Annotated in this window: 15 protein-coding genes; 2 read left to right on the top strand and 13 right to left on the bottom strand. The window is 43.9% G+C overall.

Annotated features, from left to right (window positions below):
- Positions 1–32: 32 nt before the first annotated feature.
- From aroD to NSQ34_RS01740, 5 genes are all read right to left on the bottom strand, one after another.
- Positions 33–806 (bottom strand): type I 3-dehydroquinate dehydratase, encoded by a 774-nt coding sequence (gene aroD / locus NSQ34_RS01760; protein WP_034283254.1) that lies wholly within the window; start codon positions 804–806, stop codon positions 33–35.
- A gap of 9 nt (positions 807–815) precedes the next feature.
- Positions 816–2249 carry an aldehyde dehydrogenase family protein gene (locus NSQ34_RS01755; RefSeq protein WP_268456367.1) on the bottom strand — a complete coding sequence of 478 codons (1434 nt, stop codon included), beginning with the start codon at positions 2247–2249 and terminating at the stop codon, positions 816–818.
- The gene (locus NSQ34_RS01750; RefSeq protein WP_098677410.1) at positions 2246–3103 is read right to left on the bottom strand and encodes a citryl-CoA lyase; all 858 of its coding nucleotides are present in this window, start codon (positions 3101–3103) and stop codon (positions 2246–2248) included. Before NSQ34_RS01750 ends, NSQ34_RS01755 begins: the two co-directional genes overlap by 4 nt.
- 317 nt (positions 3104–3420) lie before the next feature.
- Positions 3421–4242 (bottom strand): ammonia-dependent NAD(+) synthetase, encoded by an 822-nt coding sequence (gene nadE / locus NSQ34_RS01745; RefSeq protein ID WP_061110406.1) that lies wholly within the window; start codon positions 4240–4242, stop codon positions 3421–3423.
- Positions 4243–4440: 198 nt separating this feature from the next.
- Positions 4441–5037, bottom strand: coding sequence for an urea carboxylase-associated family protein (locus NSQ34_RS01740; RefSeq protein WP_034283248.1), 597 nt, complete (start codon positions 5035–5037; stop codon positions 4441–4443).
- 112 nt (positions 5038–5149) lie between these two features.
- Between NSQ34_RS01740 and NSQ34_RS01735 the strand changes: the two genes are divergently transcribed.
- A complete protein-coding gene (locus NSQ34_RS01735; RefSeq protein WP_034283246.1) occupies positions 5150–6466 on the top strand; it encodes an amino acid permease in 1317 nt (438 codons plus the stop codon).
- Here the strand turns inward: NSQ34_RS01735 and NSQ34_RS01730 are convergent.
- The 7 genes from NSQ34_RS01730 to NSQ34_RS01700 all read right to left on the bottom strand — a co-directional run bounded on the left by NSQ34_RS01730 (position 6461) and on the right by NSQ34_RS01700 (position 13075).
- A complete protein-coding gene (locus NSQ34_RS01730; protein ID WP_098677409.1) occupies positions 6461–7219 on the bottom strand; it encodes a YqcI/YcgG family protein in 759 nt (252 codons plus the stop codon). The two genes, NSQ34_RS01735 and NSQ34_RS01730, sit on opposite strands and share 6 nt — an antisense overlap.
- Positions 7220–7410: 191 nt before the next feature.
- The gene (locus NSQ34_RS01725) at positions 7411–7794 is read right to left on the bottom strand and encodes a UPF0715 family protein (protein WP_034283242.1); all 384 of its coding nucleotides are present in this window, start codon (positions 7792–7794) and stop codon (positions 7411–7413) included.
- A 104-nt stretch (positions 7795–7898) separates the two neighbouring features.
- The gene (locus tag NSQ34_RS01720; protein ID WP_024424337.1) at positions 7899–8528 is read right to left on the bottom strand and encodes a LysE family translocator; all 630 of its coding nucleotides are present in this window, start codon (positions 8526–8528) and stop codon (positions 7899–7901) included.
- A gap of 92 nt (positions 8529–8620) precedes the next feature.
- Positions 8621–9811 carry an MFS transporter gene (locus NSQ34_RS01715; protein WP_254001553.1) on the bottom strand — a complete coding sequence of 397 codons (1191 nt, stop codon included), beginning with the start codon at positions 9809–9811 and terminating at the stop codon, positions 8621–8623.
- A 54-nt stretch (positions 9812–9865) separates the two neighbouring features.
- A complete protein-coding gene (locus NSQ34_RS01710) occupies positions 9866–10912 on the bottom strand; it encodes a Gfo/Idh/MocA family oxidoreductase (RefSeq protein ID WP_024424339.1) in 1047 nt (348 codons plus the stop codon).
- Positions 10909–11775 carry an HAD-IIB family hydrolase gene (locus NSQ34_RS01705; protein WP_211043915.1) on the bottom strand — a complete coding sequence of 289 codons (867 nt, stop codon included), beginning with the start codon at positions 11773–11775 and terminating at the stop codon, positions 10909–10911. Before NSQ34_RS01705 ends, NSQ34_RS01710 begins: the two co-directional genes overlap by 4 nt.
- Positions 11750–13075 carry a DegT/DnrJ/EryC1/StrS family aminotransferase gene (locus tag NSQ34_RS01700; protein ID WP_254001552.1) on the bottom strand — a complete coding sequence of 442 codons (1326 nt, stop codon included), beginning with the start codon at positions 13073–13075 and terminating at the stop codon, positions 11750–11752. The genes NSQ34_RS01705 and NSQ34_RS01700 overlap by 26 nt, the downstream gene beginning before the upstream one ends.
- Before the next feature lie 109 nt (positions 13076–13184).
- On the opposite strand from NSQ34_RS01700, the gene NSQ34_RS01695 reads away from it, so the two are divergent.
- Complete coding sequence (locus NSQ34_RS01695; RefSeq protein ID WP_024424341.1) at positions 13185–14174, top strand: LacI family DNA-binding transcriptional regulator; 990 nt, start codon at positions 13185–13187, stop codon at positions 14172–14174.
- A 44-nt stretch (positions 14175–14218) separates the two neighbouring features.
- Here the strand turns inward: NSQ34_RS01695 and NSQ34_RS01690 are convergent, their stop codons facing one another.
- Positions 14219–15841: an L-lactate permease gene (locus NSQ34_RS01690; RefSeq protein WP_098677404.1), complete on the bottom strand. Its 1623-nt coding sequence runs from the start codon at positions 15839–15841 to the stop codon at positions 14219–14221.
- Positions 15842–15865 lie beyond the last annotated feature (24 nt).

The raw sequence follows: 15865 nt of genomic DNA, 5'->3' as shown, positions 1-15865 counted from the left end.
CTCCTCTCACGGTGCAGCTATGAATCTGCTACTCACTTATTCTTTGAAAACACAATAGATAGAACATTGTTCAAATCCTGTATCGCCACTTGCCCGGGAGCTGAGCTTTCTTTCCCTACAGCAAAGGTCATGACAGATCCAAAAAGTCCGCCAATCATTCTTGTAAAAGCCCCGTATTCCCCCATTGCCATTGAAATAACGGGAATTGACAGCTGCTTTTTCGCATGGCTGGTCGCCGAGAGCAGTGTTAATGCATCGTCATAGGAATACGGCATCACTGCGATCTTTGCAATGTCGGCGCCGACTGATTCTGCATTGACGAATAGCTGCACGAGACGATCTACCTCAGGGGTACGCTGGAAATCGTGATACGACACAATCAAGGTGATCCCATTTCTTTTAGCCGCCTGACTGACTTGCTGTATATGTGTCACATCATGCATCAATTCATAATCAACGGCGTCCACAAGCTGAGTGGAACAAAGCTCGGCAAGCAGAGAAACCTTCTCAGATTCTGAGAGTGATATACTTTCGCCGCCCTCCTTTTCAGAGCGAATCGTGAATAAAAATGGGATACCCTTTGCCTTTTCTACCATTCCCTTAAGGGTTTCTATCACTTGTTCCTTGTCATGAAGGTGATGAAAAAAATCCGCCCGCCACTCTATCACATCAGGATTTTTCTCAGTTAACACCTCGACCTCATGAAATAATTCTTCCTTTGTTTGTCCGATGAGCGGCGTACAAATCATTGGCTGACCGCCTGCCTGCACACTTTTTACCTTTTGCTGAAATGCATTCACATCCAAACGCCCCTTTCACAGACCCTGTGGAAGCACGACCATTTTGGTTTCGGTCATCTCCTCAATGGCGAAACGCGGACCTTCTCTTCCAAGGCCACTTCGCTTAATCCCGCCATAAGGCCAATGATCCAGTCTAAAATTCGATGTCCCATTGATGACAACCCCGCCAGTTTCAAGCTCTTTTGCTGCGTGTAATGCCACATCCAGCTGATTCGTAAAGATCCCTGCCTGCAAACCATATCGGCTATCATTTGCTTCTTTAATTGCCTCCTCCAGCTCCTCATAAGGGAGAATGCTGACAACTGGGCCGAACACTTCCTCACAGACGACCTTGGCCTGTTTCGGAGGGTTTAGCAAAATAGCCGGTGTGATGCTCGCTCCATTTCTTTTCCCCCCGCATAAAAGGTGGGCACCCATGCTCTCTGCCTCTTGTATCCATGCCTCAACACGCTGCGCGGCCTGTACATCGACCATACAGCCGATATCACTCTCGCTGGACAGCGGATCTCCAACGACAAGCTGCTCTACTTTTTGTTTTAATACCTCAGTAAACGACGGCATCATTTCCTGATGGACATAAATTCTTTGAACAGAAATACAGCTTTGACCGGAATTACTAAAGCCTGTTTTGGCACACATGGATGCGGCTTGTTCAATATCTGCATCGTGATGAACAATCGTCGCGCCATTCCCTCCGAGTTCGAGCAGGACCTTTTTCAATCCCGCAGAGGTTGTAATGTGTTCGCCTCCGGCAGCCCCGCCGGTAAAAGAGATGAGATTCGTTCTTTCATCAGTGACTAACTGTTTCCCGGCCTCGACCCCGCCAATCACAAGCTGCAAACCAGCATGAGGAAATCCTGCTTCGAGAAGGAGTTTGACAAACGCTGTGGCAACAGCTGATGTTTGCGGTGCGGGCTTCAAAATGATGACATTCCCTCCCGCAAAGGCCGGACCGACTTTGTGACAAATTAAGTTGAGCGGTGCATTAAAAGGGGTAATCGCCAGCACAACTCCGACTGGTACTTTAAATGTCATGGCCATTGCTCCCTGTCCGCGTGATGATACATTGCCAGGAATGGTCTCACCTATTAATCGATTCGCTTCTTCCGCAGACTGCGCCAGCGTCTCAATTGATCGCGAAACTTCATCTCTTGTATTTTTAAGCGGTTTGCCTAATTCCAGCGAAATCAGTTTTTCAAAATGGTCTTTTTGTTCTTCAAGCAAGGTGGCTGCTTTTGTTAGAAGCTTTGAGCGTTCGATTGCCGATATTTCCGCTATTTGTTTTTTAGCCTGCTGCGCACTAGAAAGTGCCTGTTCTATGTCTTCTGATGAGGCGAGATAGGATGTTCCGATCCTTTCTCCTGAGTAAGGATTGATGATATCTGTTTTGACACGACCTGTATCCAGCCACTCGCCGTTTATATATGACAACGCTTTTAAACCACTCAAATTTTTTCTCCCTCCTTCAAGTGCCGCGTTCCATGTCCTGCATAACGAACCAATCTTTCTTCATTCGGACAAGGTCCTTTCACGAGGGCTCCCTTTGTGAGCTCCTCATATGCATGCGCCACGATGCCCATTCCTCTGGATAAGGAAAAAATGCCTTTTGCTGCTTCTGCTGGAATGTTTAATTCACATTGGATGGCAGCAGATACACCATCTATATTCATCGTGATTTTCTTCCCTTTCAGTTGTTCAAGCTCATGTCTAATCGCTTCGGCCAACCGTAAATATGTGCCGCTGATAAGACCTTGCTGGACATATGTGTGACTCAGCTCATATAGTCGTCTCACCCTCGGATCATCATCATGAAGCTGATGGCCGATTCCCGGGATTTTTTCCTTGCGATTTAACCATGTTTGACACACTTGCTTTGCCGCAGAATGTATATCCTTTTGATCATCGTAGACCGCTTTGGCCTCGTATAACATACGCATGGCCTTCTCTCCGGCTCCGCCATGAATGTCACCTAATAGATTCACCCCTGTTGCAACAGAGGAATTAAACGAAATGCCGCAAGTCACCGCCATTCTAGCTGCTGCAATAGATGGCGCTCTTGGTCCATGGTCCGCACCTGCGACAAGAACACTTTCAAAAAGAGCTGCTTTTGAATCATCCAATAATTCACCAACAAGCAGTAAATAGAGCATTTGTGGATACGACAATTCACCAATCAGTTCTTCAATCGGATACCCTCGTAGTTCAATTGAATTTTTTTGAATATGACTAATCTCAGTCTCCCACCATGCGCCTCCCTCTTTGTAAATTTCCAGTGCACTTCGATTTTTCATTGTGTGAATCATTCCTTTAGCTTCTTATTTGGAGGTGAATCACCCCTTTATTCCATTCAGTGGAATCTAATTTCACTTTTCGGAATGTGGTTTCATTGTAAGCGCATTCTTTTTGTTCGTCAATTATTTTTTCTGAAAATACTGTCAATAGAAGTGAAATTAAGTGAATCGAACTAATTATGTCTGCTTTTTTTGATCAAAAAAAGCGATATTTAGTTAAATGGACTTAAGTATATCGTTCTACTAATTTAATGAACTTTTGGTTATTTTGTCAAATCCACTTGAAATTCGACATAAAAAAACCTCTCCATCATCGGAGAGGTTTCTTTTTATTTCCACCAGTCATCAAACATGGAAGCGGGTACTTGGCGTTTATGCTCTGATTGAACATAACGCTTTTCAATCGCTTCTGCTGCTTGATCTGAGACTGATTTTCCTTCTAAGTAATCATCAATTTCATTGTACGTAATGCCGAGTTCTGTTTCATCCGTTTGCTGAGGTTTATCATCCAGCAGATCGGCTGTTGGTTTCTTTAAATACAGGCGTTCCGGTGCTTCTAGCGCTTCTAAAAGCGTCCGTCCTTGGCGTTTTGTCAAACCTGTGAGCGGGAGAACATCTGCACCGCCATCACCATACTTCGTGAAGAAGCCAGTTACTGCTTCAGCTGCATGATCTGTACCGATGACAAGCAATCCTTCCTCACCACCGACAGCATATTGCGCGATCATTCTCATGCGAGCTTTGACATTTCCTTTATTAAAGTCAGACAATGGGCCGCCCGTTTCCTTTTGATATTGATCACTGAATGCTGACACGGCAGGTGCAATATCATATTTCCACGACTTGTCTGGCTGAATAAATGATAGGGCGAGCTGTGCATCATCTTCATCCTGCTGCACACCATGCGGAAGGCGTACCGCAATAAAGACCGCATCCTCTTTTCCTTCTTGACGAAGCTCACTGACAGCAAGCTGTGCAAGACGTCCAGCAAGCGTTGAATCCTGCCCGCCGCTAATACCGAGAACAAATCCTTTTGCCCCGGTTTTTTTCAAGTACTCTTTTAGAAATCCAACCCGTTTTTCGATCTCCTGCTTTGGGTCAATTGAGGGCTGCACATGCAACTCTTGGCTGATCTTTTTCTGCAAACTCATACACTTTTCCTCCTAAGCATCCTCTACATGAAGAGAACAGGTTTTACTCCCAATTCATTGATTTAATAACGTTTTTTGAATCTTCATTATACCATGTTTTCATCAAGAACATTTTGTTAGACGTTCCCCTATTTCTTAGATAATCAAACATTCACAAGTGAAAAAGACCATGTCTTTTTTGACTGGTCCTTTTCTTTTTTAATCGATTTCTACCCGTATGGATGTACAGCTTGATCCATTACACTTCCCAATATCAGCAGGACATGCAGACACGGCCACAATGAGGTCCATTTCAGCCCGCAGGCGAATGTAGTCACCGGGCAGCGATTTTGGCAGCTCGACAGACAGCTTTCCTTTTTCATCAATGACTGTATTCATAAAGGCGTTAAAAGGATAGTACATATCCTCCTTTGGAATTCCAAAGGGCTCAAAGGCAGTCCGCAAATTGTCGTAGCATGTATGCATGACCTCTAAGTGCGTCCGGCCGTATAAAAGCTGATACATCTCTTGCCGGCAGGCGGGCATGTATAAATCATGGCATTCTACTGTATCTTCAATGATCGTAAACATCGGTTTATATAAATTAGAATAAAGCTTATCGCCTTTTTTCACTTTAGACGAGAACAAACTGTCCATCGTCGCACCTTGGTCAAATTTTTCATAAAAATCTTTTTCATGATAGGCCATCACATCTGCTACTTGCTGGCCTTCGACATCAACCACTCGCATACATTGGCCTTTTCCTAAACGAAAACCGAGTCTACCCTTTGGTAAAATGACGTGTTCTCCGTTCATCACATGCACTCCTTTCCATGATAGTATGCCCAAAATGTCCCCTTGATCATGTATAAAAAAAAGACGCGGTCACAAGCTAATGTCATTGAAATAGAAAGGTGTTGCACTTGCATTGAAAGAAGAACAATCTTTATCTTGGTGGCAGCTTTCTCTCATCGGAGTCGGCTGTACAATTGGCACTGGGTTCTTCCTTGGTTCCAGCATCGCCATTACAAAATCCGGTTATTCCGTCTGCATCTCTTTTTTGCTTGCTGCAGTCGGAACATATCTCGTCTTTAAACATTTAGCTGCGATGACAGCTGATAATCCTGATAAAGGGTCATTTTGTTCCTATGCTCGTAAAGCATACGGACGCTGGGCAGGGTTTAGCAATGGCTGGGTGTATTGGTTTGCAGAAATGCTGATTACAGGAAGTCAGTTAACCGCCATTTCTCTGTTTACCCGCCACTGGTTTCCTTCTGTTCCGCTTTGGGTGTTTTCTGCGATTTATTCCGCTCTTGCCCTGCTCGTGATTATCATTGGGCTTTCTTCTTTTCAAAAGACAGAAAATGTTCTTGCGGTACTGAAAACTGCGGCGATTTTTCTATTTATGATTCTTGCGGTGCTTGTATTATTCGGCATTTTGACAGAACATAAACCGACCCTTCATCTGCCTAACAAGGATCACGAATGGATGCCTCTTGGTCCGCTTGGTCTTTGGAATGGATTGATTTACGCATTTTATGCATTTGGGGGAATTGAAGTCATGGGGCTGATGGCGGTTCATTTAAAGGACCCGAAGGATGCGGCAAAAGCTGGACGTGTCATGCTGATCATTCTAGCAGTCATCTATATCGTCTCAATCGGACTTGCTCTCTTGCTTGTCCCAGTGACAGCCTTTAATGAGAACAGCAGTCCATTTATTACTTCATTAGAGCCGTTTCATTTATCGATCTTTCTTCATATCTTTAATGGCATTTTCATTATTGCTGGTTTTTCGACACTGGTTGCCTCTCTCTATGCGGTCACAACGCTGCTCGGCACAATGTCAGAGCATCAGGATGCACCTGCTTGTTTTAAACAAAAAGATCCATCGCATGTGAGATGGTCTTCGATTATCTTAACTGCTGCTGGCTTAATTGTCTCAATTTTGCTTGCACTCTTTTTGTCCAAACACATCTACGAGCATCTCACAACAGCAGCCGGTCTTACCCTGCTGTACACATGGATTTTTATTCTGTTCTCAAGTAAAAAGCTATCCAAGCCATCCACTCGCCAAACGTGCGAAATGATTCTTGCGCTGCTCTTAATTGGAGCCGCTGTATCAGGCACATTAACAGAGGCAAGCGGACGACCTGGCTTTTTTATCAGCCTTGGGATCATTGCAGTGATTGCCATCATGGTGCTATTTATGAGGAAAAAGTGGAAGCAGGATCAGACCGCATCATAATTTCATCATGTTTTTTAATGCAGTAAATGGACATTTGGCGGAGGCTGGTTTCTCCGCCTCTTCATCTGGGAGAAAGTATTGCTTCCATTCATGATTGGTCGGATCCCCGTACCATTTTAATGATGGATGAACACTGACCTCATCATATGCTTTGAGCCGCTTGCGAACGAGCTGGCTCATTTTTTGTCCAAACTTGGTCGATCCATTCATTTTCTCAAACACCCACCTAGGCTGAAATGCCATCAAGAGATAAGGGAAGTGGCGGCTTTTTCTGAGCTTATGAGCAGGTGTGGAACACAAAATAAAATACGCCTCACCATGGAAGCAATACTCCCACTCATGATGATGAGTATCTAATGGGATCTCCTCAGGCCACGGTTCTTCATCTTTATGATGCAGCCGCTTAAGCAGCGACCAAAACTGCTGCTCAAACTCTTCAAGCGAACTTTCCTGTAAGTCCTGCGGTGTTTCAAAAAAACAGATAAATGAAGCATATTGACCGGTTTCTTTCGCACAGCCTTGATATTCTCTCAGCAGCTGGGCTAATTCATCAACCGCTTCCTCTTTCCTAGGGTCACCGACAAACCCATAGCGTAAATGATCGAGAAAAAATCCCTGTCTTCCGGGTACACATGGGAATGTATCGGCTTCATCTCCTACCATCTTGCCAAATTGTGTGAAAGCATCCTGCTTCCATTCTTCTAGTGATCGTAGATTTTGATCAAGGCAACTTTTTGCATACAGCTGGGCCATTTCTTTACACCTCGTTTTAGCGTCTTCTCCATAGCCTATGAGGTGCAAATGGCTGTGGTGACTGTCCTTCCACGACTTTCCTAGCGCATGACAAAATGGGGTTTCTATTCAAATTGAGCAGGTATTTGTTTCTTTAATTCTATTATGTATGATCAGACTAGTGTAAGTTAATAGAGAGCCTTTCGCCATACCTACGATCGATTATTCATCAAAAAAACGGAATCCAGCACCCAATAAATAAGGGCTGCGCAGAAGCTAAACAGATAGACTTTATAGCTCATGAACACAACAAGCCCATAATCAATCCATAAAGCCAAAGCCGAACAAACCAGCCATGCCGCAATAAAATAAATCAGTAAGTCACGGCTTCGAAACCTCTTAGGATGCCGGTGTAAAACAAACTGAATCGGTGCAGCAAAAATGACATAAGCGGACAAAATGAACAGACTGGTCATCTCCACATAACTAAAGCCCACTTCAGGCGGCATGAATAAAAACGTATAAACGAATGTTGCTGTGATGACTGATAAAATCAACATACACACATAGTTGAATACTGGCAAAAACATACGCATAGCAGAAGCTCCTTCAAACCATTTAATATTCCACCATTATTCAAGAATGTGTTATGTCTGTCAATCCTTACAAAAAAACAGACTGAATATGTCAGTCTGTTTTTCTACCCAATCAACGCCATGATCCCCTGATACCCAAAATAGGCGCCGAAACCAAGTAAAGATAGACCTGCAAGAACAGATAAGCCATGTAAAACACGTTCACTTAAATAACGCCTAAACGAACTAGCAAGCAGCGCCATACTGAAATCCCAGATCAGCATGCCGATAAAAATAGCCATACTGTACATGAGCATTTGGGAAGCTCCATACTTTTCGATCGTATTGGCTAAGATGCTGCCATAGATGCCAAGCCAAAACAAAATACTGAGCGGATTAGAAAGAGAAATGAAAAATCCGGTCATAAACGATTTGCCAATTGATGTGTTTTCGCTGTCTTTTTTCGGACTCTCCTGCAAATTGATTTTACGCAGACTTTCAATGCCGGTATAGGTCAAAACGAAAAAGCCGAACAGCCACAAAAAGGTTTTTACAAGAGGTGCAGTCAAAAGCTGGGCGACACCAAAATAGATGAGAAGCATATAGACAATATCCGCAGCCATAGCCCCTACACCAAAAATCCACGCATGCCAAAATCCACTTTTAATCCCTCTGTCGATTTGGGCTGCATTGACTGGCCCAACAGGCGCTGAAAGTGACAACCCTAAAAAGATATAACCAAAAAACACCGCCACATAGACGTCCTCCTTTTGATGCTGACTTGTACATGTTATTCAAACTTTCTGCGTTTTAGTACAAGTCCTTTGTCATCATTTCAGGCGGATGCTTAGCGGTCTGCTTTCAGTGCCGACTGCTGCGCGTGTATTGTTTCTTTTTTCTTAGAACGATTCATTTGAATCGTAGCTGCAAACAGAAGAACAGCTAAGAAGGCAAATACAAAGACGGCACTTGCCGCTCCTGCCCATTCCAGACTAAATCCAATCAAAAAGGACAAGCAGGCTCCGCCTAAGCTTGCGGCTGCAATAAAATAACTCGTCGCCTCATCGATGGCATTTTCAATCATTAAGGCAGATGCTGTCAGTGCGATTGGGAACATGCCCGCTGCGCAAAGGCCGATGAAAAAGATGAGAATCAACTGCGCGGTGATGTGGGTTGTCAGAGCGAATATCACAAGCAGCAGAATCATCAGAGATGCGCTTAGCTTTAAAAAACGCAGCGGATGCAGCTGATCGGCTTTTCTCGCAATTACGGTTCTGCCAATGACGATCGCTGTCCAGAAAGTAGAGACCGCAAAGAGGCCCCAATTTTCTCCCCCTTTTTCCAGCATGATCGACGGCAAAAAATTCGCAAAGTTCGTTTCAATCCCTGCGTAGAAAAAGGCAAAGCAAATCATGATCACCACAATCATTCGATTATTTCGATCAACAAGCAAGGACGGTTTCCTCGTCCCTTCTGTGGAAGGAGCATTCATCTGTCCGTGAGGCAGTTTGTTCATAAAAACAAGCCAAAGCATAAGGAAAAATGTCAGCGCACCCACCTGAAATAAAAACACATACTGCCATGTCTGTTCTGTGACAGTCAGCAGAATCACTAGCGGGAATAACAGCGCACCTAATCCAAAAAAGACCTCCATGATACTGATTCGCTTTGCACTATTTGCCATCGAAATGACATATGCACCAGCTGTTGTCTCAAGACTGCCTGCGCCGCTCCCAAGAAAAAAACCTGCCAGCACAAGCGTTGTCCAGCCTGGCACCAATAGCCCCAGCAGAAGTGAGCCGATCATCAGCAAAAGACCCATGGTCAGCACAGCGCCATAGCCTTTTTTTCTCACTAGAATGGGGGATAACAGAACGCCTGTCAAAAAACCAATAAACTGAAAAAAAATTAAAGATGATAATTCCCCGGGGCCTTTATCGTAACTCGACAGCAAATAAGGCGTTAAGCTGCCAAAAAACACATGAATGGTCCCAATAAAAAAATAAAAGACACAGCCAAAATAAAATACCTTTTTCATCTTTTCACTTCCTCTAAAAAGGAGCGGAGTCATCACATCCTCCGCTCCACCTCTTTAATATGCCTGGGCAGAGACGACTGCCTCTTCCCTCTCAAAGCATGTATTGAGCGCAGCCTGCGCGCGATAACCATCTTCAAAATCAGCGACCTTCATATGAGATGGGTATGGATCAGTATTCACCCAATGCATCAGCTGATCGCGGAATGTATCGGACCATCCGTAAAATTCATTTGGCGGATCTGTCAGCAAAGTTTGCGGCATTTGATGACGCTCCACACACAATCCATCACTGATTTCATATTCGTTTTTCATGTTCGTATGGTATTTGAATACCTTGTCATGTCCAACGACTTCTACACTAAATCCACATTCCTCAGGCTGCGTGCTTTTGGATGTCACCAAATGAAAGAACACTTGATTCTCCATCTGCCCGAAAATTTCGGTATGATCATCCACCTGAACCTTTTTCTCTTCTTTTTCCTTTACATGTGTCAGCATCTTGGTGTTAAGTGATTCTTTCTTCATTTCACTGCCAAATAAGTACCACAGCATATCAATCAAATGAATGCCAAGATCCCCTAGTGCACCGCTCGTACGCAGACTTTCGCCGCTGTCTCTCCATGAAAATGTCTTTCTTCTGAGGGCACTGTTTTTCTTAAAATGAGTTCTAACAGTTAAAATGCGTCCTAATTCACCGTTAGCAATCAAGTTTTTCAATATATTCACAAAGGATAAATAACGATAGTTAAAGCCCATACTGGCTTGAACTTGGAACTGTTTGGCTGTCTCCACCATTTCCTTCGCTTCCTTCAGCGACACAGCCATCGGTTTTTCACATAAAATCGGCTGTCCTGCTCTTAGCGACTGAAGGGCATGGTCCTTGTGACAAAAATTAGGAGATGCAATAATCAATCCATCAGATGCATCTGCCAGTGTCTCGATACTTGAATACACACGTCCGCCGTACTGTTTAATGAATCCCTGTGCGACCGACTCATGCAAATCATAGACACCGGATAATTCTGCACCTTTGATCGTTGATAATGCTCTTGCATGTGCTTTTGCAATATTCCCTGCTCCAACAATTCCAATTTTCTTCATGAATGTGCCTCCTCATGTTTATACATCACTGTTTTCAGTGTTTCATAGATTCCTTTTGCATACCCATGATGACAAATTTGGTGATGGTGCCGTTTGGCTTCGGCTGTCGCATTTTGGACAAGGAAACCGTGTGTGACGGATTGAAGCATCCGCAAATCGTTCCCACTATCACCAAAGGCAAAGCCTTGATCTTTCGATAAATCATATTGGTTCAGCATAAAACGTACAATTTCATCCTTCCCTGTTCCGACTGGTAAAAAATCAACATCATAGCAATCCGCAGGATCTCCTGCAAGCGGGTTGCATTTGTTGATGTTGACCGCCACGCCTCGCTCTTTAGCCAGTGTTTGGATAAATGATAGATGATGAAGATCCGTCCGCTCATCCTGCTCCTGATAATAGAAATTCTTCTTATACCCTGAGCTGCCCAGCTGCGTTTGCGGCCTAAGGGAAATTCCCTTTTCTCGGATAGTTTTTAGGATGTCTTCGATTTTTTCATCTGAAAAGCCCTGCGCATCCAGCCGCTTCATCCACTCTGCATCTGGCTGTCCAAAATGAGCATCCGATGTATATACAATCTCAGTCCCTAAGTTCGACGCAATGAAATGCGGGAATTGATGAAAACCGCCCTTTTCCATTTTGCTCGTGACAGAATCGAGACTGCTTCCCGTCACCCAGCCCAGCAAGAGCTGTCCTGTTTCACTCTTTTCTGCTACAAAGGCTTCCAGCCGCTTGATATCCTCTCTCTGCTCCTCTGTCATTCCGTGAGAATAATACGTTTCATCAAAATCACAGAAGACGATCCACTGCGGATTCTTCGGCTGATTCAGCAGTTTTTTATTGAATGGAAGACTTGATAACATGTTGAACCCCCTCGATGACCTTCTCCTGATCTTGCAGCGGCATTCCTGGATAAAGCGGCAAGTGAAGTAATTGCTGTGCTGCTTTTTCCGTGTGTGGAAGTGTCGTTTGTCTATATTTTTGAGAAACAAGATTTGTTTGATGCTGATGCGATAGAACCGGGTAATAGACATCTGTCTCTATGCCCATTTCCAGCAATTTCGCTGCCAGTTCATCGCGGTCTCCCTTCAGCACTCTAATCGGGAATAGATGCCATACATGATCATCTGTCAGCGTCGGGAGCTTCATATATCCTTCATCCTCAACCGTTTGCAGCTGGTCAATGTATCGCTTGGCTAAGTAAAAACGTTTGAAATTTTGCAGTCCTAAATACTTCATTCGTTCGAGTCCAATCGCTGCCTGCAAATTATCAATTTTCGAATTAAAGCCGTAGTCACTGCGTTTGACATTTTTCTTTCCAGCTTCAAAGCCGTGATAGCTGATCTCCATGCATTTTTCCGCTAAGGCCTCATCATTTGTAGCGATGGCTCCTGCCTTTCCGCAGACCCCAAGGTTTTTGTATGGATTAAAGCTGAGAACAAGTCCATCTCCATAAGCGCCAAGGCCGCTGCTGCCAATCGCCTGACAGCCGTCTTCAATGATTTTCAGCCCATGCTGTTTCGCAATCGCCGAAATCTCCTTCATATCCGCTTGCTTTCCATATAAATGAACCGGTAGAATGCATACCGTTTTATCTGTGATATGCTTCTCTATTTCACTCGGTGAGAGGCAGTAGGTTTCAGGATCAATATCGGCATATACCGGAACAGCCCCAATGGCAAGCACTGCATTTTCTGTTGCAGCAAAGCTATTGGCCGGCAAAATCACCTCGTCTCCTGGATGGACGCCTGCTGATATGAGACTGATCATCAATGCATCTGTTCCACTTGACGTGGCAATGACATATTTTTTCCCTAAGTACTCAGCAATCGCCTTTTCAAATGTCGGAATATATGGCCCTGAAGTAAAACGGCCAGAGCTCAATACTTCCTTCAGCACCTGCATAATATCATCGATTTCATCTTCTGAAATCAGTTTGTCAACTGGCAGAAACGGTATCTTTTTTTCCTTATTTTGTTTATAATGGAAGAGAATTTTTTCCAAACCTGTGCGCTCTATATCTTGCTCAAGGAACGTCACCAGCTTTTCATTTGCTAGATGCTTTTCAACTGAATCGGCCTTAACTTGAACACCTTGATTGATCATATCCAGCAAAGGAAGATAATCCTTGCTTTTACCTGATATCTTCGTCAATATTTGCATTCCATTCCCTCCAATTAATCAATTCCTTTTGTTAATATTTAACTTGTTTCACATTGTAAATGATGTTATCGATTTCAGAACAATAACTTTGTGTAAAGGATTTGTTAATATGTGTACAATTTATGAAATTGCCAAACGCTGCGGGGTTTCAACCACCACCGTTTCCAGAGTGCTAAACCATCACCCATATGTGTCAGAAGAAAAGCGGCAGCTCATTTTACAGGTGATGAAAGAAATGGAATATACACCGAGTTCAGCAGCCCGCACACTAAGGTCACATCAGACAAAAACCATTGCTGTGTCTGTTCCAGCTGTGGACCATCCTTTTTTTGCACAATTGATTAAAGGCATTTCAAAGGAAGCACTGGATCAAGGATATAAAGCCATCGTGCTCCAGACGTTTTATCAAGAAGCATTAGAGCTTGAAGGGCTTCAATTATTAAAAAGAAAAGAAGTCGATGGGGTTATATTGGGTGCGTTAGAAAATACGTGGGAGAAAATTGAGCCATTTTTAACGAACGGCCCCATTGTCATGGCAAATGAATATCACCAAACAGCAAACATCCCGATTATTGGATACGATGAACGGGAAGCCGCCTATAAAGCGGTGGACTATTTGATTCGGTCGGGGCGAAAATCGATTGGGTTTTGCTTTGATACAGAAAGCAGTGAAGCGCAGAAACAAAGGAAACAGGGCTATCTTGATGCACTCTCTGCTCACGGTTTGCCGCTGCAAGATGATTGGCTCTTTGGAGAGGCTTTTACCATTGAAGACGGCTTTCGCTTAATGGAGGTCATCCATCACATGAAGGAAGCGCCTGATGCCATTTTCACCGGCAATGATCAAGTCGCAGCAGGACTCATTAAACAGGCTATTTCATACGGCTATCAAATCCCCGGGGATCTAGCGGTCATCGGCTATGACAACCAAGACATTTGTGAGGTGACAGCTCCAACGATCACCACAATTGACATACCGATCGTAGAGCTTGGCCAGCGATCTGTACAGCAAATGATCGCGCTCCTGCAAGACCAAAAACCATTACAGCGCGAACATATCCAGTTGCCTACCCGGCTCGTGACAAGAGAATCTACATAAAGAAAAAGACTGAGAGAGATCTCAGTCTTTTTTAATCTATCAACCTATACAAATTGAGCAAGAATGAATGTCCATATACATACAATACCTAGCAGAATGAAACTGTACTTCACGGTCTTTTTGAAGAGCTCAGATTCTTTCCCTGTTTCTCCAACAGCTGCTGTAGCGATAGCGATAGATTGTGGAGAAATTAATTTCGCCATCACACCACCGGTCGTATTCGCCCCAATTAACAAACCTGCTTGTGAGCCGATTTGAGAAGCAGTGACCGCTTGAAGGTTACCGAATAAGGCGTTGTTACTCACGACAGATCCCGTAATAAACACGCCGATCCAGCCAAGCACCGGACTGACAAGCGGGAACAAATCGCCTGTTTTGGCAAGAGCAAGTCCAATGGCTGAACTTAGTCCAGCAAAGTTTGCCAGGTTGGCAAAGCCCATGACAAAACAAATAGTAAGAACAGGAACCCAAAGCTCTTTCACCGCTGCTTTTAAGCAGACAGCGCCTTCTGTTAATGTAATATGTCTGCTAAACAGCCCTGTCAGCATGACCGCAATCAGAATGGCAGTACCCGTTGCACTGATGACATCAATTTTAAAGATCGCATCAATTGGTGTTTCCATTTGGGCAATTGGTGGTAATTTCACAATTTGCTGATGTAAAAAGGGCATTTTCACTAAAATGGTCGTCCAGTTAAGCGGTCCTCCTACAGCAAACAATGCTTTAAATGCCGGCAGACTCCATACCGTAATAACAGCAGTTAAAATATAGAACGGAGACCATGCTTTCAGTATTTCAACGCCGCGATACGTTTGTTTCTGTTCAATATCTGGCGCTCCTTCTTCACGATAAATGTGTTTTGGCTGCCATTTCCGAAGAAATAAAGCTAAAACTCCCATACTTGCCAAGGCAGAAATAATATTGGCAAGCTCAGGTCCCATCGTCACCATTGTGACAGCTTGCAAAATGGCATAGGTTCCACTCACAACCAGCAAGGCTGGCAGCGTTTCTTTGATTCCTTTGAATCCATCTACAATCAGAATGAGGAGGAACGGAATACAGAATGAAATAAACGGGATCGTATATACAAGGGTTTGAGATAACGCAAGCGGCGTCATATTGCCCATTTGCGCCCCTGTAATCACTGGAATGCCTACAGCACCAAATGCACCAGACGCAGCATTGGCAATTAAGCAGAGCATCGCAGCTTTCAGCGGTTTAAACCCAAGCTCTGTTAAGAGAGCGGCACTGATCGCAATCGGTACACCAAACCCAGCAGCTCCTTCTAAAAATGCATTAAAGCTAAAACCAATTAATAAGAGCTGAAGACGTTGATCTTGAGAAATTCCTGCAATACTAGATCGAATGACATCGAACTTACCAGATTTCACGGCAATTTTATAGAGCCATACCGCCATGATGACGATATATCCAATCGGCCACAGCCCATTAGATATACCGAGCAGCACAGCAGATAATGCTTTTTCAACTGGCATATGAAAGAAGAAAACAGCTGTTACAAAACTGACGATTAAGGTAAAACAAGCGGCTAAAACACCTTTTAGCTTAAAAACGGTTAATGCAAGAAGGAAAAACAAGATTGGGAGCATTGCCACCAATGCACTGACGAATTCATTACCAAACGGATCATATATTTGCTGCCACATAGTGATTCATCCTTTTCTGCTCAG

It is taken from the genome of Bacillus sp. FSL P2-0069 (assembly GCF_038593315.1).
GTDB classification, from domain to species: Bacteria; Bacillota; Bacilli; order Bacillales; family Bacillaceae; genus Bacillus; species Bacillus safensis.
This window is presented reverse-complemented; position numbering and strand designations above follow the sequence as displayed.